This window comes from Chitinophagales bacterium (assembly GCA_019694975.1).
Lineage (GTDB): Bacteria > Bacteroidota > Bacteroidia > Chitinophagales > UBA10324 > JACCZZ01.
Map to the genome: position 1 here is coordinate 384,703 of JAIBAY010000001.1, position 26,074 is coordinate 410,776.

Below are 26,074 nucleotides of genomic sequence, written 5' to 3' on the forward strand. Positions count from 1 at the left end.
CTTTCCTGTCACAGCATGTCGTTAGGAAAGTAAATGCTGTTGATTAATTTTCGGAAAATAAATCCATACCATGGCAGCCCGTCAATTTCAGACCATCAGGGAATTTTACCCCTACTATCTTTCGGAACACCGGCGTCCTTTCACCCGGCTGATGCATTTCAGCGGCACCGCGCTGTTGCTTGCGTGTTTTGTTTATGCTGTTTTCACACAACAGTGGAATTTACTTTTTCTTGTTCCTGTGTTGGGATATGGATTTGCATGGGTTGCGCATGCCTTTATAGAAAAAAACAAACCGGCAACTTTTACCTATCCGCTATTCAGCCTTCAATCAGACTTTATTATGTTCTGGCATATGCTCACCGGAAAAATTGGTGAAAAGATGGCTGAAGCGGAAAGAATATATCCGGGAGACCGGGCTTAGACCTATGCTGGCTTTTGCCGGTGAATGAATTCAACGGCAATGGATAACCGAATGACAGAAATCATTGGATTCGCGCTTCGAACTAATATAGCAGTACCGAACTGTTATTCCCTTATTCAATGCCGCCGGTTTCAAGCAGTGGCAATATTCAACGGCAAGCCATGTTTAAAGATCATTTACCTGTATTTATATTTGCCGATCTGATTTAAAAAATATTTTGCCATGTGCAGGATGATTGCGAAGGTAAGTCCCGGACCAAGTTCAATTCTTGATGAAATGCTCTTATGCCCGGTATCATTAAAATACCTGTCGAAGAACGGGCGTCAACTGCTTGATGCATCGAAGAGAGGTGAGCACAATGACGGATGTGGCATGGCATTTTTGCATGATGGACGGATTGAGATCCATAAGCGTGATCAGGCTTCTTCCTGGGACGAAAGTTATCAGGCGCTGATCAGGGAGGCTAGGTCGAGCTTTTTTATTGCTCACAACAGGCGGGCATCACAGGGCCTCAATGCCTCCATCGACGGTGCACATCCATTTTACCATGAGCAGGATGATACCCCGTTTGCATTCAGCCATAACGGTACCGTATTTTCTTATCATGAAGAAGCGAAAGCTGCCGGCACTTCCGATTCGAAAATTTTCCTGCAGCATATCATTGATGAAAAAGCCCGGTATCCACAGAAGAGTACTGAATCTATCGTGACAGCAATCGCCAGGGAAAAGTCGTATGACTCACTTTGTGCCTTTTTATTATCTCCGCAAAAGCTGCAGGCCTGGCGTATCTACCAAGATTCCGACCCGGAAACAGTAAATCTGTATGAACCTTATTACACACTCTACCTTAGCCTGCGCAACGGCAATGCGATTATATCATCTGAACCTCTGGATGATGGCAACTGGCAATTGCTGCCCAATAAAAGTTTTTTGACTTTACAGACAACGGATGGAAAGCTGCAGATTGATTATACGCAGCTCGCTGTTTAGCAGGTTCTTCTTACTGCAACCTGCTATTACAATTCATCACCAGCATTTACGGCTGCTTCGCAGGCATGCTGCGGAAAAAGCCGTCTTCCGCATTGCTGTAACCGCTTTTTCCGGGCGCCATGCCATCCAGAGCCTTATCGGAAATCATGAAGCCACAGGAGATATACATCAGCTGGCTTGATTGTGCATAATCCGGAATGTTCTTCAGGTAAGGTGCAGTAGGAATCTGTATTGTCAATCCGCCAGACTGATACTTGAGAAAATCGTTGAGGTAATATTTATAGCGGATATAGAATCCCTGCCTGAATTTGATTTCCGCAAGCAGTGAAGGGTTAAAGATATTCACGTTATCGGAAAACCACTGCAGCTCTTTCGTCTTAGTGAAATTCGGTACAATGACCTTTCTTTTCCAGGCAAACATCATCTCCAGCTCGCCGCCGATACCGATGTTCATGTTTTTGCTGAAATCACCAATCTTGATGACGATTGGAAGCCCAAGGCCATAAGCTCTTTCCTTTATCTTATATCCTTCTGCGGTATGGGAAATCAGACCAACGTTACGCAGGTCAAGCCCTGTATAAAAACCGAGCGCATTGTTGAAATCAACATTCACCTGTGTCCCGAAATTAAAGACCGGCGAAAAACGAACTATATTATTGATGTTTTCATCACCGGCTTCTACTTTGCCCCAGGAAAACATGGTTTCACCGGACGATGAGAGGTAAACATTAGTGCCGGAAGTTTCGGACTGTGACTTAACCGAAGTCGCAGTGAAAATCAACACAACGAAAAACAGTAAAGAGCTGGAAATACGCATGATTATTTTTTTTCGAAAGATATAGAATAACCGGAAAACAAACAGCCTTTTTATAAACGACTGACTGTGTTTTGAGAAAAGCAGGATCCACCTTTATTTTCAGCAACACAACCTGCAGGTGGCGCTACCTTTTATTTCCGGCTCCAGGCCGGACGGTGCTTCATGGTTTTTTTATAAACAGGGCAACTTTCAATATGAGCGCCCTGCAGGTAACCAATACTCATGAGAAATTCATTTACAATTTCTCCGCCTGTAAATCTGAAATTCTGTTTAAAAATTTTCACCCACTCATCCTTTGTTTTCGGATGATGATGGTCGAGCCAGTTTTTAAAAGATCCGAATTCTTTACGAATAATCTTCAGCCTTTTTGCATTCTCAATGGCTGCCGCGATTTTCAGCCTGTTGCGGATAATACCTGCATCATTCAACAGCCGTTGAATATCCCTTTGCCTGTAACCAGCCACCTTATCAATATCAAAACCATGGTAGGCACGGTGAAAATTTTCTTTCTTGTTGAGAATCGTTGTCCATGAAAGTCCGGCCTGGTTAATTTCCAGTATTAACCGCTCAAACAGCGCATGATCATCGGCAATAGGATAACCATATTCGGTATCATGGTATTTCCTGTGCACATTGCCGGCATCCATTTTTTCCACTGCTTCACAATAGGAGGAGGCCATCTGCTTAAAATTTTTCTTTGAACAACAAAAATAACAGGTTATGATTGCTTACCGCATAAAAAATTGATGCAATCATATCGAATGAATTGCAAATGCAATTGTGTATTTTGTTCCTGTTAAAAATAACCCGATATGAACAACGATCAGCTTTTCAGCGCTGTAAGCATGATGGCACTCTGCAGCTGGCTCATGCTGTTGATCCTGCCAGACTGGAAGTATACAGAGAAGGTTGTTTTTGGCGGAGTCATCACCATATTAGCAGCGCTGTATGCTTACCTGATTGCAGCGCACATCGGTGAAACACCTGAGGGCGGTTTCAGCTCGTTAACAGAAGTAGCAAACCTGTTTCAAAACCAATCATTGCTGCTTGCAGGCTGGATTCATTACCTCGCATTCGACCTGCTGACCGGTTTATTCATAGTGCACAATGCGCGGTTACATAAAATCAACCGATGGGTGCTTGTCCCCTGTCTTTTGCTGACTTTTATGTTCGGTCCTGCCGGACTTCTGCTTTACATCATCATCCGTTTGTTCAGGACAAGGCAATACTTTACAACAAACTATTAATTTATGCTGAAGTCGTTTTATAATGAATTACTCCGCCGTAACCGGCTGCTCGCCCTTTTTGGCCTGCTTGATTTTGCCGCTGCCGCGCTGATGCTGGTTTTAATGCAATCGGACAGCCACGAAATCCTTGGCATCAACAGGTGGATTAAGCCATTCAAGTTCTTTGCTTCTGTTGGTATCTGGAGCTGGTCAATGGCATGGTACCTTGTGTATCTGAAAAATCAACGTGCTGTAACGATCTATAACCGGATGTTTGTCATTTTGATGACACTGGAATTGTCAGCTATTGCCGGTCAGGCGGCACGAGGTGTGCCGTCACATTTTAATATTGCCACTCCATTTGACGGGATGATCTATTCGCTGATGGGAATCGTGATACTGACCGTTACGCTTTGGACATTGTACATGAATGTTCTCTTTTTCCGACAAAAAGAATTTACCATTCCCATGAGTTATGTATGGGGCATCCGGCTGGGGCTGGTATTATTTATTGTAGCCTGCTTTGAAGGCGGCTATATGTCCGGCAGGTTTTCACATTCGGTTGGTGGTGAAGACGGCGGCCCCGGTTTGCCGTTGCTGAACTGGAGCACGCAGTTCGGCGACCTGAGGGTTGCGCATTTTATCGGCTTGCATGCATTGCAACTGTTGCCTTTATTTGGTTACTGGATTTCAAAAAGAAATCCGGCCGGCAGTGTGCGATTTACACAGTCGTTTGCGGTGGCATATTTCCTCGCATTTCTGATACTGCTGCTACAAGCGCTGCAGTCGGTGCCGCTGATTGGATGACCGCAGCTTATACAGGCAAAAATTGGTTTATATATTTTGTCCCGGAATATTACGAAGCATGCTGCTGATTGATTTTGAACAACATCAACGATGCAATATTTCGCGCTCTCACGATGGCTTCATCCGCAATTTTTCCGTTGAACAACTCCTTAACAGTTTCTTCCCATAGCAGGAGCCACCGGTTAAAATGCTCCCGGTCCAGCTTCACTTTTTTGTCAAGTTCCAGGTGCTTCACCATAGGATTGCCGCTATAACCACCACTGCCTAACAAAGTGTTGCTCCAGAAAGCGTACATGACGGGCATATGTTGTTCCCAATTTATGCTGACAGCTTTAGTAAAAATAAAACCTATCACAGGATCTGCTAATACTTTCCGGTAAAAAGCATCTACCAGTGTTTTTACATCGGTCTCAGATTCAATATCATGCATGGTGATGTTTTTATCCTTGTGTCAGCAAACATACACTGTCTTCCAGTGCGGTTACCGAATGTGTTTTGTTAACAGGAATTTCCATTTCATCATATTGTCCCATTGCAGCATTAGTATCCGCATCTATGTAAATCACTTTGCCTTCCAGCACAATCAGTTTCGAAGGATGATGCGCCTGGTGCTCCTTCAGCGCCATTCCTTTCCTGAACCCAATTGCCAGCACTTTGAAATGATCATTCTTATGCAAAGCTTTTGCGACAGGATTGGTTGCAGTCATCAGTTGTAACTTAATTTCGTGTATGGTCATCTGATCGGATTTGATTTAAAAAAAAATTGACCTGCGCTTATTGCCGCCATTCCAAAGATAGTGAGATTAAAGTCCTGACCTTAAGTCCAATCAGGCCATCACTACGGTGTGTTTTGAAAGTGAAAAACAGCAAGGGAAGGTCTGTAGCGTTTCGCTGAATCAAAGACTCATGCCACTGCTTATGCAGCATTTATTCATACGTAATCCTTCACCTGGTATGCCTGTTTTTACAATAATGTATTGTTCACTGTTACATTAATAGCAGGCTATCCGTATCTTTAACCATGACAGAGCAGACATTCTTACTGTATGGCGCGAATGGTTATACCGGGGAATTAATAGCCCGCTACAGCCAACAATATCAGTTACAACCCATCCTGGCAGGCAGGAATGAAGCTGCCATCGCCGCGTTGGCTGCAAAACTCCACCTTCCTTACCGGATATTTGAATTGGAGAACACCTCAGCATTGCTGCAGTCCCTTCGCGAAGTGAAAGCAGTGGTGAATGCCGCAGGCCCTTTCACCCGTACGGCAAAAAAAATGGTTGATGCCTGCCTGCAGACCGGCACACACTATCTTGATATCAATGGCGATATCACTGTTTTTGAATTGTTGAAGATGGCAGATGACGATGCTAAAAAAGCGGGTATCATGGTGTTACCCGGTGTTGGCTTTGATGTGGTTCCGACAGACTGCCTATCGTTATTCCTGAAAAATTCGCTGCCCGATGCATTAAGTATTCAACTCGCTTTTGCCACAGCCGGTGGTGGTATCTCACATGGTACAGCTATCAGCATGCTCTCGAAGCTGGGAAAGGGAGGTGCGGTACGAAAGAACGGAATGATCGTCAATGTGCCGTTGGGTCATAAGCAAATGCATGTTGATTTTGGAGAAAGGAAATTTCTTACCATGTGTATTCCCTGGGGTGATATCTCCACAGCATATTTTACTACCGGCATTTCCGACATTGAAACATACACAGGAACGAAGCCATATATCAGCAACCTGTTGAAATTTCAATCGATGTACAATTGGTTACTTCGCACTTCCGTTATCAGGCAATTGATCGAGAGAAAAATTAACCGGCGGCCTGCCGGACCATCAGATATTCAGCGCAGTAAAGCTACTGCTTACATCTGGGGACAGGTAAAGAATGCTGCGGGTAAAACCATTACAGCAACTATGCGCTGCCCTGAAGGATATACACTCACTGCTATGGCGGCTTTGCTCATCACTCAAAAAGTGTTACAGGGAAATTTTAAAACAGGTTATCAGACACCGGCTTCCGCCTATGGTGCTGATCTTGTGCTGGAGGTGCCGGGCGTAAAACGTGCAGCCGGATAGCGGATTATTAAGCAATGGGAATTCAGTTTATTTTTGTTGTATAAAATGAAGCCGATGGCTTTCAGGAAGATTACACCAGGAGATGTGCTTTATTTTCAATCCGTGTGCGGTGCTGCGCAGGTGATAACTGATGAAAATATACTGTCTCACTACGGACATGATGAAACGGAAGATTTAAAATTCCCGCCTGAAATTGTTGTGAGGCCATCCTCAGCCGAAGAAATCAGTCTTGTATTACGCTATTGCCATGAACAGCTTATACCTGTTACACCACGTGCCGCAGGAACCGGTTTAAGTGGCGGCGCCTTACCTGTTTACGGTGGCGTTCTGTTGTCGGTTGAAAGGTTAAACAGGATATTATTTATTGATGAAAGAAATCACCAGGTAACAGTTGAGCCGGGCGTCATCACACAGGTGTTACAAGAAGCGGTAAAAGAAAAAGGATTGTTCTATCCTCCTGACCCGGCCAGCCGCGGATCTTGTTTCATTGGTGGAAATATCGCTGAAAATTCCGGCGGCCCGAAAGCCGTGAAGTACGGCGTGGTGAAAGATTATGTACTGAATCTTGAGATGGTGTTGCCTTCCGGCGAGGTCATCATGACCGGCGCCAATGTATTAAAGAATGCCACGGGTTATAACCTCACACAGCTAATTGTCGGCAGTGAAGGCACACTTGGTATAGTCACCAAAATAGTGCTGCGACTGATTCCGCATCCGCAACATGACTTACTGATGCTCGTTCCATACCGCAAAGCAGTGGAGGCCTGTGAAAGTGTGAATGCGATATTTATGGCAGGCATTACGCCGTCTGCCATGGAATTTATGGAGCGAGATGCCATTGACTGGACGATCCGATTCACGCATATTCCTTCATTTCACATAGCGAATGATGTGGCAGCACACCTTTTGTTAGAGGTGGATGGCAATGATCCTGATCAGTTATTCAGAGAAATGGAAAAGATAACGGCCATTGTTTCCCGATATGACGTGGGCGAAATATTGTTTGCGGAATCGGCACAGCAAAAAGCTGATCTCTGGAAGATGCGCAGAAGCGTGGCGGAAGCCGTTAAATCAAATGCTGTATACAAGGAAGAAGACACGGTGGTGCCACGTGCCGAGCTGCCTGCTTTGCTGCTAGGCGTGAAAGCCATTGGATTAAAGTATGGTTTTAAGTCCGTTTGCTATGGTCACGCCGGTGATGGCAACCTGCATGTAAATATCATTAAAGATGATATGGATGAATCAGCCTGGACGGTTAAACTGCCGCAAGGCATCCGGGAAATCTTTCAGCTATGCGTCAAACTTGGCGGCACCTTGTCGGGCGAACATGGCATCGGCTGGGTTCAGAAACCCTATATGGATATTGCATTTAATGCCACGCAGACAGGCCTTATGCGGCAGATCAAAGCCGTATTCGATCCGCATGGCATCATGAATCCCGGGAAAATCTTTGCCGATTAGTTTATTTACTTTTGTATCATTAAATCTATATACGGCCATGATGAAAACCCTGCACCTCAGCCTGGTTACATTTTTAGTTTTTGCCCTCAGTGATATCACGCTGGCACAGAATGCAGCAAATATGGGCAGCCCCAAAGTGCCATTCAAGGATCGCATATTTGTTGGCGGCAATTTCGGACTCACTTTCGGAACGATTACCAATATCGAAATAGCGCCTACATTCGGCTATATGCTGAAGCCTAACTGGTCAGCCGGAGTGGGCTTGCGATATTCGTATTACCAGGATAATTACTATACCCCTCCATACAAAACCAATATTTACGGCGGATTATTATTCAGCAGGTTTGTGGTTTACAAAGGATTATTCCTGGAAGCAAATTTTGAAGGCAACAATTTTGACGTGTACAAGTTCGATCCGCTGACAGAACTCTATTATCCTGAACGTGACTGGATTCCATCCTTGCTTTTAGGTGGTGGTTATTCACAGCCTATGGGTGCCAATTCGGCTTTTTTCATCAGTGTGCTGTATGATGTTTTGCAGAATTCCTACAGTCCTTATTATGGCGTTCCCATCATACGCGCCGGATTTGGAATCGGTTTGTAATTACTCCATGGCCGAAGTCCGGTAATCATTTGTTTCCTTTTACGTTGATGACTTTGTTTCAGTCAACCTGTTGTCTGTCGGCTCTCAGGATTTATTAAGTCGTAATGTGTATTTCTAAACCGGTTATATCCGGCCTCCTCAAAGCCATATAAAAGAAAGGAGAGCCGTATTCCATATCTACAGCAATGCGTAGCGATGCTGCAAATGCGGATCGAAAGCCCTTTTAATTTCCCTGCCGATCTATGCGGGAAGCAATTCGCCTGCAGATAATCACAACGGTTAATTCAGCGTGTTACGTTTCAAAAGGATGAAGTCATGCTTCATATGATATACCGTCCGTCAGCACAGCCCCGCAACAATTTTCAAACTTTTATCTATTTTCATTGCAACAATACCGAGGCACATGATCGACTTCACCCGTATTTTCGATGTTATTACCTATCAGCAGAAAAACTTTGCCCGTGAAGACTGTCTTGCCGGAAAAGTGAACGGCGAATGGGTGCGTTACAATACCCACACTGTGGTGGACTATATGAACACCGTCAGTATGGCGCTTGCCGGCTCGGGAATAAAAAAAGGAGATGCGATTTCCATCGTCGGGAATAACCGGCCTGAATGGAATTTTATCGACCTGGGTATCATGCAGATCGGCGGTGTTACCGTTCCGATTTATCCGACCATCAGCGATGAAGATTATGTCTACATAATGAACAACGCAGAAGTCAGGCTACTGTTTGTTTCCTCGCAGGAGCTTTATGAAAAGATGGTTAAGATCAAAAGCAGGATTCCTTCGCTACAGGAAATTTTCACATTTGACCTGGTGGAAGGCGCGGTGCACTGGAAAGAATTCCTGAAACGTGCTGTACACTGCGATATACGTGAAGTGGAAGCTATCCGTAAAACGATCGATCAGCATGATATCGCCTGCATGATTTACACCTCCGGCACCACGGGATTTCCGAAAGGAGTGATGCTTTCCCATTATAATGTGGTGGAGAACATGAAATCGGTTTTTGATGTGCTTCCAATCAATGAAACGCACACGGCACTCAGCTTCCTGCCGTTGAACCATGTATTTGAAAAGCTGGTGATTTATTGCTATTTCATGAAAGGCGTGTCAGTGTATTATGCAGAGAGCATGGAGACGATCGGTGAGAATCTGCGTGAGGTTAAACCGCATTTCTTCACCTGTGTTCCGCGCCTCCTCGAAAAAGTATATGAAAGAATTGTCAACAAGGGACTGGAGCTGAAAGGCGCCAAAAAAGCATTGTTCTTCTGGGCATTGCGGTTGGGAGAACGGTGGGACGGGCAGCGGCAACAGGGACTTTTGCTTAACCTTCAGCTGAAGCTGGCGAGGAAACTTATCTTCAGCAAATGGAAAGAAGCACTGGGAGGGAATATTTTTGCGCTGTGTTCGGGTTCCGCACCACTCAATGTGAAGATAGGAAGAGTGTTTTCTGCAGCTGGCATTGTGGTGATGGAAGGATATGGATTAACGGAAACGTCACCGGTTGTTTCCGTAAACCGATATGACCGTGAAGGCAATATGCTTGGCACCGTCGGTCCTGTGGTTCCCGGCGTAACGGTTAAGATTGCAGAAGATGGTGAAATACTGTGTAAGGGCCCGAATATCATGGTAGGATATTATAAGCTGCCTGATAAAACCACAGAAGCCATTGACAAAGACGGATGGTTCCACACTGGCGATATCGGCGAATTTGTGAATGGAAAATTTTTAAAAATCACCGACCGCAAAAAAGAGCTCTATAAAACTTCCGGCGGCAAATATGTGGCGCCGCAACCCCTCGAGAATAAATTCAAAGAGTCATTTTTCATTGAGCAGATGATGGTGATCGGCGACGGACGAAAATTTGTGTCAGCGCTAATAGTGCCGTCTTTTGCCAATCTGAAATCATGGTGTGAAAAAAACGGGCTGGCGTGGAGTTCCAATGAATCTATAATTGCCAATCAGAAAGTGCAGGAGAAATATCAGCAGGTAATTGATGAAAAGAACAAGGAATTCGGACATACTGATCAGATAAAAAAATTCCGCCTGTTAGCGGAAGAGTGGACGGTTCCCGGCGGGCAGCTTACACCAACCATGAAACTGAAGCGAAAAGTAATCATTGAGCAATACAAGGACCTTATTGAAGAGATGTATATTGATTGATACTTTAATCTGAATGGATCTACTGCTTAGCGTACGTGCCGCTTCTTGTATTAAACCGCTACAATTCACTACCTGGTATTTTTCATTGATTTAAGGCAACAACTTCCCGCCTTTATGTACAAACCTTTCAGACTACCGGTTAACAATAAAATATTTTAGTGGATGGAGCAGCCGACTTTCAGAGCAGCATTAAAATTCTGGATAAACCTTGGGTTTATCAGTTTTGGCGGACCTGCCGGACAAATTGCTATCATGCACGAGTTTTTAGTAGACAAAAAAAAATGGATCAGCGACAGTAAATTTCTGCACGCATTGAATTACTGTATGATTTTGCCTGGACCGGAAGCACAACAGCTGGCAACATATACAGGCTGGATGCTTCACGGTACTATAGGCGGACTTGCAGCAGGCATATTGTTCGTGCTTCCTTCCATGTTCATTCTTCTCGGACTAAGTGCTGTCTACGTTTCGTTTGGAAACCTTCCCTGGGTATTTGCAATATTCAGCGGACTAAAGCCTGCCGTAATTGCCATTGTTATTCTTGCACTAATTAAGATCGGTAAAAAATCTCTGCTAAGCACGTTCCACTATTTCGTTGCGTTTGCGGCATTTGTTTGCATTTTCTTTTTCAATGTTCCGTTTCCGTTAATTATTGTCGGTGCAATTGTTACCGCCACCATTTCCCGGCGGTTTTTTCCCATATTCTTTGAATCTAATAACAAAAAGACAATTCAAAATGAAGAAAGCGAAAAGGAATATTATATAAACAAGCATACCATATCACCAAACACCGGCTTTAACCCCTTGCGATTGCTGAAACAGTTAAGCATGGGTATTTTGCTTTGGTTAACTCCTTTAGTTGCATTTTACTTTCTCACCAGTGACTTTGCATTTTGGAAAAAACTTTCCCTGTTTTTTACGCAAGCTGCATTTGTAACATTTGGCGGCGCTTATGCGGTATTGCCTTACGTAGCACAGGTAAGTGTCGGGCAATTCAAATGGTTAACCAATTTACAAATGATTGACGGACTTGCACTTGGCGAAACAACACCGGGACCTTTAATTATGGTGCTTGTTTTTGTTGGATTCATGGCAGGTTATAATCATTTTGGCAGTTCACTGTTAATGGGAACACTTGGACTCCTAACGACAACGTTCTATACCTTTCTTCCTTGCTTTCTTTTCATATTGGCCGGCGCACCAATCATTGAACGGACACAAGAGAACAAACAAATAAAGCAAATACTTGCACTTGTAACTGCGGCGGTGGTTGGTGTTATTCTCAACCTGACAATATATTTAGCCAGAGCAGTAATATTTCCGACAAATATTTCCCTTGCAGGGCTGGACCTTATCACACTTGGCTGGACAATTATTTCATTCATTGCAATGTATCGCTTCAAGATTGGAATGATAACCTGGATCGGCGTTAGTGCAGTTTTCGGACTTGTATATTATCTGGCTGCGCATTAATAAATGAAAAGCAACGCAGCATTTGAAAGTGATATGACAAAAGTGCCGGTTCATTGTTCGGAAAACAGTTTCGCGGATAATGCAACATTACCTCTCCTCATCAACCTTTGCGGGAAAAATCGCCAGCTTAGTCAAAGTGCAAACCATTGTACCATATCTCTTAAGCAAGGTAATTTCTTGCCGTCCGGCCATGATATTTCAGGCATATTTGCCAACCAATATTACCGATTCAGGCAAGCTATTTTTTCATTCCCGCTCATGGTGCATTTCATCATCTCAAAGATTAGACTATCTTTGCGCGCATTATAGAGATGGACTTTGTCCTGACGACTAAAAAGATTTCAGATCTTCTCGCAGTTTACTTTCTCCCTCTCCTCCATTCGCAGCAAAGCATAATTGCTCACGGGCAAGGATGAATGGCTTTGCGCATTCACGATTAAAAGATTAACACATTAACATGTCATTTGAAGCATTGAATCTTTCCGCGCCTATCTTATCGGCGTTGAAATCAAAAGGGTATGTACAACCCACTCTTGTACAGAAACAAGCTATACCGGTTATCATGGAAGGCCGCGATATTTTCGGCAGCGCACAAACCGGATCCGGGAAAACTGCAGCTTTCGCATTGCCATTGCTGCAATTGATGAGTACAAAACCAGTCACACATCGCGGCGTACGCACCCTCGTTTTGGCTCCTACGAGGGAACTTGCATTGCAGATCGCGGACAGTTTCCGCGACTATGGCAAGCACCTCGGGTTAAAACATGTTACCATCTTCGGCGGCGTGTCGCAACATGCGCAAACCACTGCATTGCGCAATGGCGTTTCCATTATTGTAGCTACACCAGGCAGGTTGCTTGACCTCATGGACCAGGGATTTGTTAAACTGAACGATGTGGAATTCCTGGTGCTGGATGAAGCAGATAAAATGTTTGATATGGGTTTCATAAAAGACATTAAAAAGATCATCGCAAAAGTGCCGGCTCAACGGCAGACCTTGTTTTTCTCGGCTACCCTGCCGTCTGAAATCAAACAACTGGCTGCTGCCATACTGCGTCAGCCAGTTACAGTGGAAGTGATACCTGCAGCAGGTGCAGCCGTCCAGGTGGAACAGAAACTTTATTACGTAGATAAAATCAATAAAACCGCGCTGCTCTGTGATTTGCTGAAAGAAGAAAAAATTCACCAGGCACTGGTCTTCACGCGCACGAAGCATGGAGCAGACAAACTGGTAAAGGCTTTGGGCCGCAATGGAATAAAAGCAGCAGCCATTCATGGCAATAAAGCGCAAAATGCCCGTCAGCGTGCACTGGACGATTTTAAAACCAAACGGATATCCATCCTGGTGGCAACAGATGTGGCTTCGCGTGGCATTGATGTGAAAGAATTGCCTTATGTATTCAACTATGACCTGCCGGACCAGGCTGATTCATATACACACCGGATAGGTCGTACCGGCCGTGCAGGTGCAAGCGGGTTTGCCTTCTCATTCTGCAGCGCAGATGAACGCATGCTGTTGAAAGATGTGCAGAAAGCAACAGGCAAGCAAATTCCCGTAGCGGAACATGCTTACAAGATGCAGGTGAATGAAACTGCTCCGCGACCGGTTGCCGCTCAAGGCCAACCACATCATCAGGCACGTTCCTTTAACAGGCGCAGGAGATTTTCGAAACAATAGTATTGTTATAGCGTACACTGAACCGCCATACAGGATAATCTGTGTGGCGGTTTTTTATAAACCGGAACAATACGGGACACCGTCGTATCAAGCTCCATAATGTTTTTTCAATCCTTCCACTACTTCCGCTACAGCAGGGCATATCATGGTATTGTGATAGGTAATGCTTAATTTTTGTATGATTTTTCTTTGCTGCGTATGCGGATAGTCGCGGCAGGCTGCCGGCCGATCTTCATAAACAGAACAATACTTATCAGTTCCCAAGAAAGGGCAGGGCATCTTCTTAAATACATAATCATGGTCTTCATCAATGCGGAGGTATGCCAGCGTAAAATCTGCAGGCCGCATATTGAAATGCGCTGCCAATCTTTCAATGTCCTTGCGCAACAACAACGGACCTGTGGTGGCGCAACAGTTGGCACACTTGAGGCAATCAATGTGTTCAAAGGCGGCATCGTGGAGCTGATTGGTCACTAAATCAAGGTCAGCAGGTTTCATCTTTTTCAACCGGTCGAGGAATTTTTTATTTTCCTTCCGCCTGCCCATTGCATTTTCCAGTTGCTTACTATACGCTGCTTCCATCGCATCTGTGGTTTTGAAGAAAATTTGTTACCGGTGAATAAAATGAATATAGTGTGATTTAAGCAGCAACTGTCCTAATCATATTGCAAGAGCACATGTTTTTTCCGGTTGAACAATCCATACTATTCATCAGATTATTTCGGTCACTGAGCTGCTTCCTTTTTTCTTTTAAACACATAAACCTGCCGGTCTGAAGTTCCTTTAAAGTTTGCAATCTGTTCATTCCAGTAAAAGGTGCCTGCACGCAGATCATTCGGAATTTCCATAATCCCTACAGGATCATAGTATTGGTCGGAATAAGTTCTGATCCAGTCAAAAATTTCCTGTGGCGATTCGTCACGCATCAGCCATGACTGCGGAATCCGGCAAAACACCATCCATTGCGGCTGCCCATTTTCAATCTCAGCTATCATCTCCTTTTGCATCTGCACATTGTAGGCTTGCTCTTCCATAAGACTGTATGTGTAAATGTATCCGGTAGCAGAGAGCCGGTCGGCATAAAACAGTATTTCCGGTTCTGATCCGAGGATGGCAATCTTTTCCTCCGGCGCTGATTGGCTTTTAATATAACGTGCCATGGTTAATGCCTCCGGAAACGGGTTTCCGCCATATAAGCTTCTTGATACCGTAAACATATTTTGCTGAAACAGGTATGGAAATAACTGTACGATGCCGGCAAGGCAAGCTGCAAGAAAAATCAGTGAAGCTATCGTACGGCCATACTTAAGCTGATACCGCTCTGTAAGCAGTGTACTCAAAAATGCGATGGCGATTCCTGCAAGGAGCGAAAAAGCAGGAATAAACAATACAAAATAATGCTGGCGGAAATACAATCCGGGAAACACGGCAAGTACCGAAACAATCGTGAGCGCCGTAACAAATGCACGTGTGGCGGATGGAAATTTTGCTGTCCATAATACCAACAAGCCAACCGGAGCAAGCAGCCATAGAAAAATGAAATCATGCTGTAATCCATCGAGGTTTACTTGCAGGTTGGCCCATCCCCTGCTCCAGCTTTCCACACTTGCGTACTGACTTCCATACTCCATCGTCCAAAACCAGAAACGGCTGAAGGTGCCGGCTGCGGACATCCACAAAAACAATCCGGCAACAGGCAATACAACTCCGGCTGCCCAGACCATGCCTGAAAAGAACCATTGTGTGATGCTTGTTCTCTTAATGATTAGCTGATCATATAAAAAAACCATTCCGGCAAACAGGACAAAGAATACACCTGATTGCTTCATGAGAATACCCAGGCCGAATAAAAGACCAGAGAGAAATAAGTTAATGCGCCGTTGATTCTTTAAAGCTGCAAGCAAAAGACCTGTGCCGCCTGCTGCAAAAAAAACCACAAAATGTGTGGCATGTGCTGCACTACCCAAAACGGCAGGACTGATTGTGATCAAGCCATAGGTGGCTGCTGTTACTATGGCCACAAGGTTACCGAGGTATTTTCGCACAATGACGAACAGCAAGATAATCGTCATTGCATTCATGATGAGAAATCCGGCATGTATCCCTTGCTGTGTTTCTCCAAAAAGCATCATGAAGAGCGCATACATTAACGAAGTGCCCGGGAATTTCATGTTATAGGCATTCTCAAACGGAGCAAAACCTTTCAACAAAAGCTGCCCGATAAAAGCGTATTCACCTTCATCACGCTCCAGAGATAATCCAAGCAACCGCAACCTGACAACGGCAACGAATAACAAGACCACAACAAGCAGCCACCAAAAGATGGCATTACTGCCCGATTCATACTTGACAGGTTGCCGGGCTTCCTTTAAATGTATCACCGGTTGCTGTTTATTTCTGGCCATGTATAAAGATTGAAAACGACGAAGTTAGTACAGTTAACTTCCAAAAAAATAAGATGCCCGGCAATTCATGGCAGTTGCGGCAATATATTCAGCATGACTAAATTATGTTGAACAGATCGGAAGTTCTTCCGTTACAGTTTCCCATCAAATATTTTATCCAGCAACCTGTTGAGCTGCTTCACTTCCTTCTCCGTAAGATTGTACAGAACGCTTTCGATTTCATGATCGCGCTTTTTTATCTTTTCCAGCAACTCCATTCCTTTTCGTGTAATCGTGATGTCCACATGGCGCCGGTCATCTTTATTGAGTCTTCGTTCCACCAGGTTCATTTTCCGCAACCGCTCCACGATGCGCGACACATCACTGTTCTTGTCGATCATCTTTTCTTTCAGCAGGTTGAGGTTGGCAGGCTGAGGATGCCGGATTTTTAAAATGCGCAGCGCATAAAACTGCTGCCAGGTTATGCCGAAGTGGCCAAGGTGCTGCTGGTAATAGTATTCCATCCAGCGGCAGGTAAAAAAGATGCTGGCAATCGCCTTCTGGTATTCATTCCGGTAGGTGGTATTCCCCAGCGCTTTTTCAATATTGGCCATGCCTGTTGCAGCTTTGGAGGCAAATATATGTGATCACATTAAATGTTTAAACAAATAATTTTATTTTTGTTTCGCAAATGAACAACTATGTAATAACTTCGCCGCGCCTGCAGGTACCGTTTTACAACGGTATACAGCGGGGCATGGGGTGCCTTATTTATTCAAAAAAATATTCAAAGTGAGCCAACGTAAAATCAGGAAAGTCGCGATACTGGGATCAGGCGTAATGGGCAGCCGGATTGCCTGTCATTTCGCCAACATCGGCGTACAGGTGCTGCTGCTCGATATTGCACCTAAAGAACTCACCGCTGAAGAACAGGTAAAAGGACTGACCCTGGAGCACTCCGTTGTAAAAAACAGGATCGTGCACAGCGCATTGCAGGCTACCCTCAAATCCAAACCGGCTCCTTTGTATTCCGCTTCCGCTGTGAAGCTGATCACCACCGGCAATTTTAGCGATAACATGCAGGATATTGCCGGGTGCGACTGGATCATGGAAGTGGTGGTGGAAAACCTGGCCATCAAAAAGTCTGTCTATGAACAGGTAGAAAAATTCAGAACGCCGGGAACACTTGTTTCCTCCAATACCTCCAGTATTCCGATTCACCTGATGGCAGAAGGACGCAGCGATGATTTTCAGAAAAATTTCTGCGGCACCCACTTTTTTAATCCACCCCGTTACCTCCGACTGCTGGAAATCATACCGACACAAAATACAAGCGCGGAAGTAGTAGACTTCCTGCTGCATTTCGGTGATTTATACCTTGGTAAAGCAACGGTATTGTGCAAGGATACCCCGGCTTTCATCGCTAACCGGATTGGCGTATATGCCATCATGCACATCTTTCACCTGATGGAGCAGTTAGACATGACCGTGCAGGAAATTGATTCGCTGACAGGGCCAGCCATCGGGCGCCCGAAATCTGCCACCTTCAGGACAAGCGATGTGGTGGGGTTAGATACACTCGTGAAAGTGGCACAGTTTGTATATGATGCTTGTCCTGATGATGAAGCAAAGGAGTTGTTCCGCATTCCTGCCTGGCTTGAACAGATGGTAAAAAATAACTGGCTGGGCGATAAAACGGGACAGGGATTTTTCAGGAAAGAAAAACAGGACGGCAAAACCGTTTATCCTTCACTCAATATCAAAACACTAACCTATGAGTTGACGCCGAAGACCAGGTTTGCCACTATTGAACAGCTGAAACAAAGCGACGACCTGCGGCAGAAAATGAAGATTGCCGTGCTGGGAAAAGATAAAGCCGGTGATTTCTACCGTCATTTTTTTTATGGACTGCTACAATATGTTTCCTGCCGCATTCCGGAAATAGCTGATGACATTTACAGGGTTGATGATGCCCTGAATGCGGGCTTTGGCTGGGAACTCGGACCATTTGCCACCTGGGATGCCATGGGTGTGGAAGCAACGGTGAAAGCCATGGAAGTCAGTGGCAATAAACCCGCCGCCTGGATTTACAACATGCTTGCGCAAGGCCATACTGCTTTTTACAAGACAGAAAACGGAAGCAAAAAATATTATGATCTGCGAACGGGAAGTTATAAAACCATTCCCGGAACAGATGCCTTTGTGATTTTGGAGCATTATTCAAATAACATCATCTGGAAAAACAGCGGTGCCAGCCTTATCGATATCGGCGATGGCGTTTTGAATCTCGAATTCAAAACCAAGATGAATACAATCGGCGGTGAGGTTTTACAGGCCATCCCCAAGGCCATTGAGATGGCGGAACAGAATTTTGCCGGGCTTGTAATCGGCAACCAGGGAGAGAACTTCTCTGCGGGCGCCAATCTTGCCATGATGCTTATGCTGGCGGTTGAGCAGGACTTTGATGAACTGAGCATGGCTTGTAAAATGTTTCAGCAAACATCTATGCGTATCCGCTATTCCTCCGTGCCGGTAGTGGTTGCACCACATCACCTCACACTTGGCGGAGGCTGCGAATTCTGCCTGCATGCCGACAGTGTGCAGGCCGCAGCCGAAACGTATATCGGCCTTGTGGAATTCGGCGTCGGCATTATCCCTGCCGGTGCTGGCACCAAAGAAATGACGGTGCGTGCAAGCGATGCCTACCGGGAAGGAGAAATTGAATTTCCAGAACTGCAGAAACGCTTCCTCAACATTGCAACGGCAAAAGTTGCCACAAGCGCTGCTGAAGCATTTACAATGGATATCTTCAGAACCGGAACAGATGATATCAGCATCAACGAAAAAAGAGTGATAGCAGATGCGAAGCAGAAAGTATTACAGCTGGCAAGAGAAGGTTATACCATGCCTGCTCCGCGTAATGATATCTATGTGCTCGGAAGAAGTGCATTAAGCGCATTCTATGCCGGAATAGTTGCCATGCAATATGGTAATTACGCTTCTGACCATGACAGGCTGATAGCGGAAAAGCTGGCTTATGTGATGAGTGGTGGCGACCTTACGGCACCAGCTTATGTTAGTGAACAATACCTGCTCGACCTGGAAAGGGAAGCATTTCTCTCACTGGCCACCACAAAAAAATCAATGGAACGGATGCAGAGTATTCTGAATACAGGAAAGCCGCTGAGGAATTGATTTAATGTCAGATTTAACCACCATGAATGCGGCAGCTGAAATGGCGCAGGCGAATCGAAAAAGAATATGTGGTCATGAGCACTGCTGAAGAAATGGTAAAGAAAAACATGACTGCCTGAATAAATACAGCGTAACCCAGGATCTACACTAACAGTTGATCAATCCATAAAAATGTCAAACCAAGAAGCATACATTATTTCCGGTCTTCGCACTGCCGTTGGTAAAGCAAAAAAAGGCGGCTTCAGATTTATGCGGCCGGATGACCTTGCTGTTCAGGTAATAAAACGGTTGCTGTCAGACCTGCCGCAGCTTGATCCCGCAAGAGTAGATGACCTGATAGTGGGTAATGCTGTACCGGAAGCTGAACAGGGCTTGCAGATTGCGCGATGGATTGCCATTCAGGCTTTACCGGTAAGTGTTCCTGCCGTTACGATCAACCGGTATTGTGCCAGCGGCCTTGAGGCAATTGCCATGGCAACCGCTAAAATCAGGAGTGGCATGGCCGATTGCATCATTGCAGGCGGCACGGAATCTATGTCACTGGTGCCCACGATGGGATGGAAAACCGTTCCGAACTACAACGTTGCAAAAGAGCATGCTGAATACTTCATTGGCATGGGACTTACAGCAGAAGAAGTAGCCCGCGACTATCAAATTACACGTGAAGATGCTGACCTCTTTTCCTATCAGTCACATCAGAAAGCCGTTGCCGCCATCAGGGCCGGTAAATTCAAAGACGAAATTGTTCCTGTTACCGTGGAAGAGGTAACTGTTGAAAACGGAAAACGGAAAGTAAAGAACTGGATTGTTGATACGGATGAAGGGCCACGTGCCGATACTACGCCGGAAGCATTGGCAAAACTAAAACCCGCTTTCAAAATGGGCGGACAGGTTACAGCAGGCAATTCATCGCAGACATCAGACGGTGCATCCTTCGTCATTGTAATGAGTGAAAAAATGATCAATGAGCTGGGATTAAAACCCATCGCACGTTTGGTAAGCTGTGCATCAGCCGGAGTCAACCCGCGCATCATGGGTATCGGTCCGGTGGAAGCAATTCCCAAAGCATTGGTACAGGCAGGTTTGAAGTTGACCGACATTGCTGTAACAGAACTTAATGAAGCGTTTGCCACGCAATCCTTAGCCGTAATACGCGCATTGCAGATGGATCCTTCCACGGTCAATCCGAATGGCGGTGCTATTGCGCTTGGCCATCCTTTAGGTTGCAGCGGTACAAAACTGACCGTTCAGCTGATTCATGAACTGAAGCGCACCGGCAGGCAATACGGTATTGTTTCAGCCTGCGTTGGCGGCGGACAGGGAATTGCCGGGGTGATAGAAGCAATAGCATGAATAAAAAAGTAAATCTTAAAGCGTAATATTTTTTTCAGGATTTTTCTAACCAAAACAGATTGTAAAAATGACCACAATGATTGAAGCTGATCAAACTCAGCAATTGAGATTCCCGATCGGAATGTTTGAATTCGGAAAGAGCTATTCGAAGGAAGACATTCAGCAAATGACCCGCAAGATTGATGAGTTCCCGGGCAAATTAAAAAGGATCATCACCGGTTTGACGAAAGAGCAACTGGATGCAACGTACCGTGAGGATGGCTGGAACATCAGGCAGGTGATCCATCATATTGCAGACAGCCATATGAACGCTTTCATCCGTTTCAAACTTGCACTGACGGAAGACATGCCCACCATTAAGCCTTATAATCCGCAGGCATGGTCGGCACTCGAAGATGCTAAAAATGCAGCGCCTTCATTTTCATTCGACCTGCTGTTTAATCTTCACAAGCGCTGGGCAATTTTACTGCGATCGATGAATGACCAGGATTTTGAACGTGTGTTCTATCATCCGGAACATCAGATGAGTTATGATCTCAAGGAAATTCTCGCTTTGTATGTATGGCATGGTGAACATCACTACCATCATATCCTGAAAGCAAAAGAAAAATTGAGCGCGAACAGGGTAAAAACAAAAAAAGCTGTAGTAAAAAGTGCAGCCAAAAAGCCTGCCGTTAAAAAAGCAGACAAAGCGGAAGGGAAGAAAGAGATAAAGAAGTAAAAACAACCTTTTCGAAAATTCAATGAACGCAGCGAAACAGCGTGATTCCGTCAGCAGGTAATTGCTGCGTTCATTTTCAATTACCGTCGTCCGCGACGTTGCAGCCATTCAATCCATCAACCACCTAAAATAATTTTCCATGTCAACCGCAACCATCATCCGGAATGTAACAAGAGGCGGCGAATTCCTGGTAAGGGAAACTTCCGCTGCCGACATTTTTGTGCCTGAAGAAATAAATGAAGAACAGAAGATGATGGTGCAGATGGCGCGTGATTTTGTGGAACAGCAACTCTTTCCCAATGATGCACGCATTGAAAAGCAGGAAGCCGGCATTGCTGTTGAAATGATCAGGAAAGCCGGTGACCTGGGTTTGCTGGGTGCATCCATCCCTGAAGAATATGGCGGCTTCGGAAAAGATTTTATCACTTCCACATTCCTGACGGTAGCATTGGGTGATGCCGGTTCGCTCGGAGTTTCCCTCTCCGCCCACACAGGCATCGGCACTTTGCCGATCCTTTATTTCGGCACGGAAGCACAAAAGAAAAAATATCTGCCCGGCCTTGCCTCCGGTGAACTGAAAGCGGCCTATTGCCTCACTGAACCAGGGTCGGGTTCCGATGCGCTGGCGGCAAAAACAACAGCTGTACTCAGTGATGATAAACAATCATGGATCATCAACGGGCAAAAGATGTGGATCACCAACGGTGGTTTTGCCGACTTGTTTATTGTATTCGCCAAAATTAACGGCGAACAGTTTACCGGATTCATTGTAGAAGGCAACGCGAAAGGCTTGTCACGGGGTGAAGAAGAGCAGAAGATGGGTATCAAAGGTTCCTCAACCCGACAGATATTTTTTCAGGATGTTAAGATTCCGGTTGAAAATTTATTGGGTGAAGCAGGCAAAGGCCATCTCATCGCCTTCAACATTCTCAATATCGGCAGGCTGAAACTCGCGGCCGCCACCATTGGCGGTGGAAAGCGGATCAGCAATACCACCATTCAATATGCAACGCAACGTGAACAATTTAAAAAACCGATTGCATCATTCGGCGCAATACAATACAAGCTGGCTGAGCAGGCCATTCGTTTGTTCGCAGTAGAGTCAGCTATGTACAGAGCAGCGAGTGATATTGAAAATAAAAAATTGTCGTTGCTGGAAGAAGGAAAAAAGTACCATGAAGCGCTGATGGGAGCTGCTGAAGAATACGCTATTGAATGCGCATTGCTGAAAGTGATGGGATCCGAGATGATTGATTACCTGGTTGACGAAGCCGTGCAGGTGCATGGCGGAATCGGCTTTTCCGAAGAATACCTGCCCGCTCGCGCCTATCGTGATGCCCGTATCAACCGCATCTTTGAAGGCACGAATGAGATCAACAGGCTTCTTTCCGTTGATATGTTGCTGAAACGTGCTTTAAAGGGAAAGATCGACCTGATGACGCCGGCTATGGCAGTGCAAAAGGAATTAATGTCGATGCCGGATCTCACAGAACCGGAAGGCGATTATGGCTACGCAAAAAAACTGGTGAGCCAGATGAAGAAAACCACACTCATGGCTGCAGGTGCAGCTGTTCAGAAACTGATGATGGCGCTGGAAAACGAACAGGAGATTCTCATGAATGTTTCAGACATGCTGTCTGACATCTACGCCTGTGAATCCATGGTGTTACGGATTGAAAAGCTGCAATCGACGGGTCATGATGTAGCGCTGCTGCAGGATATGCTGCAAGTCTTTTTGCATGATTCTGTTATCCGGCTGGAGACATCGGCCAGGAATGCAGTGGAGTCATTCGCGGAAGGTGATGAGCTTAAAATGATGCTGGTTGGATTGAAAAGATTTACACGGATGGAACCTTTCAACTGCAAAAATGCAAGGCGACGTATTGCCGGCAAGCTTATAGCTGAAAACAGGTACTGTTTCTGAAGCCGTTCATATTTGCAACCAACTTAAAAAAGCGCCAACTATATCAGGCGCTTTTTTTCTGTATATGGTGCGCGCAGTTTAAATTTTTACACCAAAGGAAATTGTAACCGCTCTCCCGTCTGATGGCCAGATTCCCGGGTCAGGATAAAATGTCGGGCGTTTGGTAAAATATGAACGGTCGGCAAGATTCGTGACATTGAGCTTCAGGTTGAAGTTCTTATAATAACAGGCGAGATTCGCGTCCCAGATGTGATAGGAAGGCACGATACCCAATGTACCACTGGCATTAGGTTCTGCCGTATTGAGCGGATCGGTAAACACCTCGCTCACATAACTGTGCATCAGCGACGCGGCGATGTATTTATACCGGTACGAAATACCCGATCGTAAATTCCAGTCAGGTACGGTTTCCACTTTGTTGCCGGTAATATCCGTATTGATTCCGCTCACCACCACATTGCCCTTTGTATACCATGCATGCATATAAGCCGAAGATGTATACACTGAAAATCCTTTGAGCCATGGAGAAAAGTCACCGGTCATAAACGGGCTTACTTCCATGAAAACTTCTAATCCGTAATTCATGGAATTGCCAACGTTGGTTTTATAAAAGTAGGTGGCTCCGGTATCATCCACTTCCACCAGTGTTCCTATCCTGTCGTTGTATTGTACAGCAAACAGGCTGATATCATAACTTAACCAGGTGGAGATATCTCCCCTCACTCCCAGGTCCGCATTATAGCCGTTGGCATCTTTCAGATCCGGATCAATCTTATCGAAGCTGGTGGCGGGAACAATATCTTTGAGAATCATCGGGCGGTAGGCCTGCGACCAGCCAGCATACACATTGTTTTTGCCGTTAATCCGGTATTCACCACGTATGCCTGCCAGCAAATAGTTGTGATCAATTGTTTGCGGCAGATCGCTGTCGGAGATATAAACAATCTTCCCTTTAAGGTCAGATTGACCGAGCTCAAGGCGCAAACCGGGTGTCACCGAAAAGTTCCTGGTAAGCTGAAACAGATTTTCTACATATAAACCATTAGTAACGGAAATATAGTTGATGTCGCGTTTGAACGGAGGATCGGATACCACAGTGAGATCATAGTCAAAACCTGTTGTGCCGGTGCCTTGTTGCAGGCGGTGCAGGTTATTGTGAATAAAATGATATCCGGCGCTCAACTTATTTTGTTGTGTGCCCAGATGATATTTATGGATCAGCCTGATCTCTGCATTAAAGCTGTGAAAATGATCAATATCAACCTGCCGTGGGTTATAGGAACCAATCTTGGTATTGAAAGTATCAGGCGTTGTGGCAAGAGCGAGCCATTGCACGCTGTTGCGGTCTCCCAGCACCGCTGATGTAATCAGGTTTACCGAAGTCCTGGATTTGATATTCCACGATAAGTTCAGCGCGGGCACATAGATGTTGGGGTTGTAGTAGTTGCGGCTGCGAACAGATTGTCGCGGGTTTTCATAGAACATGGAATCATTTAATGCACCCGGCAGTTTGTTAAGATAATTCATGTGGCTCACCTCCGCTTTTAACCACAGGTTATTCATCAGCGGATAATTCAGACCAATATGCCAGGCATCATAATAATAATTGGAGTTATCACGGTAGCCATCTGCCGACCTGTGATTGTAAAAACCATAATACGACAGCTTACCGGCTTTACCTCCGCCTTCCGTGAATGTACTGATGAAATTGAAAGACCCGCGCGACACCTGCGTATGAAAAGAAAAAGGTTTTGTGGTATCAGCTTCATGCAACTTGTAATTTATCATGCCGCCAAACTGCGCTCCGTATTGCAGTGCCGCGGAGCCCCTGATCAGCTCCACTTTCTCCACCGCTTCCATCGGCGGATTGTAATGATTGGCAGGATAACCGTAGAGATCTGAATTGATCATAATATCATTCTGACGAATATTGAATTCCCAGCTCCGGTGTGGATCCAATCCGCGCGTAGATACGTTGACAGCGTTACCTGATCCGTCATATTCATACACAAATACACCGGGCACCTTGGCAAATACTGACCGCGCATAATTTTGCGCAACATTTAAATCTGTATTTTTAAGTGTAATCACCTCATTCTTGATACCGGCAACCAGGTAATTGCCAGCCACATCATCCAGCCGCTGCATGGTGATATTTTCCCTTGGCGCCTCCACCACAATATTGGAAAGTACAGTAGGATTCAGCACAAGCACAAAATCCAGCACCACCGGTTTGCCTTCTGTTACTGCCACCTGCTTTGACACAGACTGATAACCTAATATGGAAGCCTTTACCTCATAACTGCCGGGCAACAGACTCTTAAGCTGATAGATGCCATTCTCATTCGTGTAAGCAGTTTTACTGTTATCAAGAATGCCAACCAGCACATTATACATTGGAGCGCCGCTTTCATCTTTCACGGTACCGGTAATTCTGCCTGCAGTGTTCTGTGCGTTTAATGGATTACCAAAAGCCAGAAACAGAAGAACTGACACAGCGCATAGGATCCGTTTCATGCCGTTCATAGATTTCAATTTACTTTCAGTAAAGGTAAAAGACAGGTAAGCCTTCTAAGATGCCTGTATTAAACATTAAAGTATCATTAACAAAGCTTGAATCATGTAACGATAGTTACAATCCATGCTATTAATAATACATTTTATGCGCTGACGCCTGACGTTAAATCACCATGGATTATGACCTGCACTTAAACAAAATGTAAAAAATTGTTAATGACCTCACAACCCTGAATCATGGTATCGGTTCTAA

Annotated in this window: 23 protein-coding genes; 15 read left to right on the forward strand and 8 right to left on the reverse strand. The window is 45.2% G+C overall.

Features of this window, described 5'->3' with window-relative positions:
- Positions 1 to 70 precede the first annotated feature (70 nt).
- Together K1X61_01445 and K1X61_01450 are read left to right on the forward strand one after the other, a co-directional pair.
- On the forward strand, positions 71 to 421 hold the full coding sequence (locus tag K1X61_01445) for a DUF962 domain-containing protein (protein MBX7107288.1): 351 nt from the start codon (positions 71 to 73) through the stop codon (positions 419 to 421).
- Between the two features lie 222 nt (positions 422 to 643).
- Entirely contained in the window at positions 644 to 1,411 is a 768-nt protein-coding gene (locus K1X61_01450) for a class II glutamine amidotransferase (GenBank protein ID MBX7107289.1), read from the forward strand.
- A gap of 46 nt (positions 1,412 to 1,457) precedes the next feature.
- Here the strand turns inward: K1X61_01450 and K1X61_01455 are convergent, their stop codons facing one another.
- Both K1X61_01455 and K1X61_01460 read right to left on the reverse strand, forming a co-directional pair.
- Positions 1,458 to 2,228, reverse strand: a complete 771-nt coding sequence (locus K1X61_01455; GenBank protein ID MBX7107290.1) for a hypothetical protein — start codon at positions 2,226 to 2,228, stop codon at positions 1,458 to 1,460.
- Positions 2,229 to 2,359: 131 nt separating this feature from the next.
- The gene (locus K1X61_01460; GenBank protein ID MBX7107291.1) at positions 2,360 to 2,908 is read right to left on the reverse strand and encodes a DNA-3-methyladenine glycosylase I; all 549 of its coding nucleotides are present in this window, start codon (positions 2,906 to 2,908) and stop codon (positions 2,360 to 2,362) included.
- Between the two features lie 132 nt (positions 2,909 to 3,040).
- On the opposite strand from K1X61_01460, the gene K1X61_01465 reads away from it, so the two are divergent.
- Both K1X61_01465 and K1X61_01470 read left to right on the forward strand, forming a co-directional pair.
- The gene (locus tag K1X61_01465; GenBank protein ID MBX7107292.1) at positions 3,041 to 3,475 is read left to right on the forward strand and encodes a DUF4281 domain-containing protein; all 435 of its coding nucleotides are present in this window, start codon (positions 3,041 to 3,043) and stop codon (positions 3,473 to 3,475) included.
- Positions 3,476 to 3,478: 3 nt separating this feature from the next.
- On the forward strand, positions 3,479 to 4,261 hold the full coding sequence (locus tag K1X61_01470; protein ID MBX7107293.1) for a hypothetical protein: 783 nt from the start codon (positions 3,479 to 3,481) through the stop codon (positions 4,259 to 4,261).
- Positions 4,262 to 4,310: 49 nt separating this feature from the next.
- On the opposite strand, the gene K1X61_01475 is transcribed toward K1X61_01470, so the two are convergent.
- Positions 4,311 to 4,697 (reverse strand): group III truncated hemoglobin, encoded by a 387-nt coding sequence (locus K1X61_01475; GenBank protein MBX7107294.1) that lies wholly within the window; start codon positions 4,695 to 4,697, stop codon positions 4,311 to 4,313.
- 4 nt (positions 4,698 to 4,701) lie between these two features.
- Positions 4,702 to 4,998, reverse strand: coding sequence for a hypothetical protein (locus K1X61_01480; GenBank protein MBX7107295.1), 297 nt, complete (start codon positions 4,996 to 4,998; stop codon positions 4,702 to 4,704).
- A gap of 284 nt (positions 4,999 to 5,282) precedes the next feature.
- Here K1X61_01480 and K1X61_01485 point away from each other — a divergent pair, with 284 nt between their 5' ends.
- The 7 genes from K1X61_01485 to K1X61_01515 all read left to right on the forward strand — a co-directional run bounded on the left by K1X61_01485 (position 5,283) and on the right by K1X61_01515 (position 13,727).
- Entirely contained in the window at positions 5,283 to 6,341 is a 1,059-nt protein-coding gene (locus K1X61_01485) for a saccharopine dehydrogenase NADP-binding domain-containing protein (protein ID MBX7107296.1), read from the forward strand.
- A 54-nt stretch (positions 6,342 to 6,395) separates the two neighbouring features.
- On the forward strand, positions 6,396 to 7,802 hold the full coding sequence (locus tag K1X61_01490) for an FAD-binding protein (GenBank protein MBX7107297.1): 1,407 nt from the start codon (positions 6,396 to 6,398) through the stop codon (positions 7,800 to 7,802).
- Positions 7,803 to 7,839: 37 nt separating this feature from the next.
- Complete coding sequence (locus K1X61_01495) at positions 7,840 to 8,406, forward strand: hypothetical protein (protein ID MBX7107298.1); 567 nt, start codon at positions 7,840 to 7,842, stop codon at positions 8,404 to 8,406.
- A gap of 403 nt (positions 8,407 to 8,809) precedes the next feature.
- Positions 8,810 to 10,576, forward strand: a complete 1,767-nt coding sequence (locus K1X61_01500) for a long-chain fatty acid--CoA ligase (protein ID MBX7107299.1) — start codon at positions 8,810 to 8,812, stop codon at positions 10,574 to 10,576.
- 162 nt (positions 10,577 to 10,738) lie between these two features.
- Positions 10,739 to 12,049: a chromate efflux transporter gene (gene chrA / locus K1X61_01505; protein MBX7107300.1), complete on the forward strand. Its 1,311-nt coding sequence runs from the start codon at positions 10,739 to 10,741 to the stop codon at positions 12,047 to 12,049.
- A gap of 3 nt (positions 12,050 to 12,052) precedes the next feature.
- Entirely contained in the window at positions 12,053 to 12,358 is a 306-nt protein-coding gene (locus K1X61_01510) for a hypothetical protein (protein ID MBX7107301.1), read from the forward strand.
- 148 nt (positions 12,359 to 12,506) lie between these two features.
- A complete protein-coding gene (locus tag K1X61_01515; protein ID MBX7107302.1) occupies positions 12,507 to 13,727 on the forward strand; it encodes a DEAD/DEAH box helicase in 1,221 nt (406 codons plus the stop codon).
- Between the two features lie 87 nt (positions 13,728 to 13,814).
- On the opposite strand, the gene K1X61_01520 is transcribed toward K1X61_01515, so the two are convergent.
- From K1X61_01520 to K1X61_01530, 3 genes are all read right to left on the reverse strand, one after another.
- A complete protein-coding gene (locus K1X61_01520) occupies positions 13,815 to 14,309 on the reverse strand; it encodes a YkgJ family cysteine cluster protein (protein ID MBX7107303.1) in 495 nt (164 codons plus the stop codon).
- 143 nt (positions 14,310 to 14,452) lie between these two features.
- The gene (locus tag K1X61_01525) at positions 14,453 to 16,132 is read right to left on the reverse strand and encodes a glycosyltransferase family 39 protein (GenBank protein ID MBX7107304.1); all 1,680 of its coding nucleotides are present in this window, start codon (positions 16,130 to 16,132) and stop codon (positions 14,453 to 14,455) included.
- A 131-nt stretch (positions 16,133 to 16,263) separates the two neighbouring features.
- Positions 16,264 to 16,725 (reverse strand): MarR family transcriptional regulator, encoded by a 462-nt coding sequence (locus K1X61_01530; protein MBX7107305.1) that lies wholly within the window; start codon positions 16,723 to 16,725, stop codon positions 16,264 to 16,266.
- A 178-nt stretch (positions 16,726 to 16,903) separates the two neighbouring features.
- On the opposite strand from K1X61_01530, the gene K1X61_01535 reads away from it, so the two are divergent.
- The 4 genes from K1X61_01535 (at position 16,904) to K1X61_01550 (ending at position 23,304) form a co-directional block, all read left to right on the forward strand.
- Entirely contained in the window at positions 16,904 to 19,306 is a 2,403-nt protein-coding gene (locus K1X61_01535; GenBank protein MBX7107306.1) for a 3-hydroxyacyl-CoA dehydrogenase/enoyl-CoA hydratase family protein, read from the forward strand.
- A gap of 171 nt (positions 19,307 to 19,477) precedes the next feature.
- Entirely contained in the window at positions 19,478 to 20,659 is a 1,182-nt protein-coding gene (locus tag K1X61_01540; GenBank protein MBX7107307.1) for an acetyl-CoA C-acyltransferase, read from the forward strand.
- A gap of 103 nt (positions 20,660 to 20,762) precedes the next feature.
- Positions 20,763 to 21,380 carry a putative metal-dependent hydrolase gene (locus K1X61_01545; protein MBX7107308.1) on the forward strand — a complete coding sequence of 206 codons (618 nt, stop codon included), beginning with the start codon at positions 20,763 to 20,765 and terminating at the stop codon, positions 21,378 to 21,380.
- A gap of 139 nt (positions 21,381 to 21,519) precedes the next feature.
- Positions 21,520 to 23,304, forward strand: a complete 1,785-nt coding sequence (locus tag K1X61_01550; protein MBX7107309.1) for an acyl-CoA dehydrogenase family protein — start codon at positions 21,520 to 21,522, stop codon at positions 23,302 to 23,304.
- Positions 23,305 to 23,382: 78 nt separating this feature from the next.
- Here the strand turns inward: K1X61_01550 and K1X61_01555 are convergent, their stop codons facing one another.
- Entirely contained in the window at positions 23,383 to 25,800 is a 2,418-nt protein-coding gene (locus tag K1X61_01555; GenBank protein MBX7107310.1) for a TonB-dependent receptor, read from the reverse strand.
- Between the last annotated feature and the right edge of the window lie 274 nt (positions 25,801 to 26,074).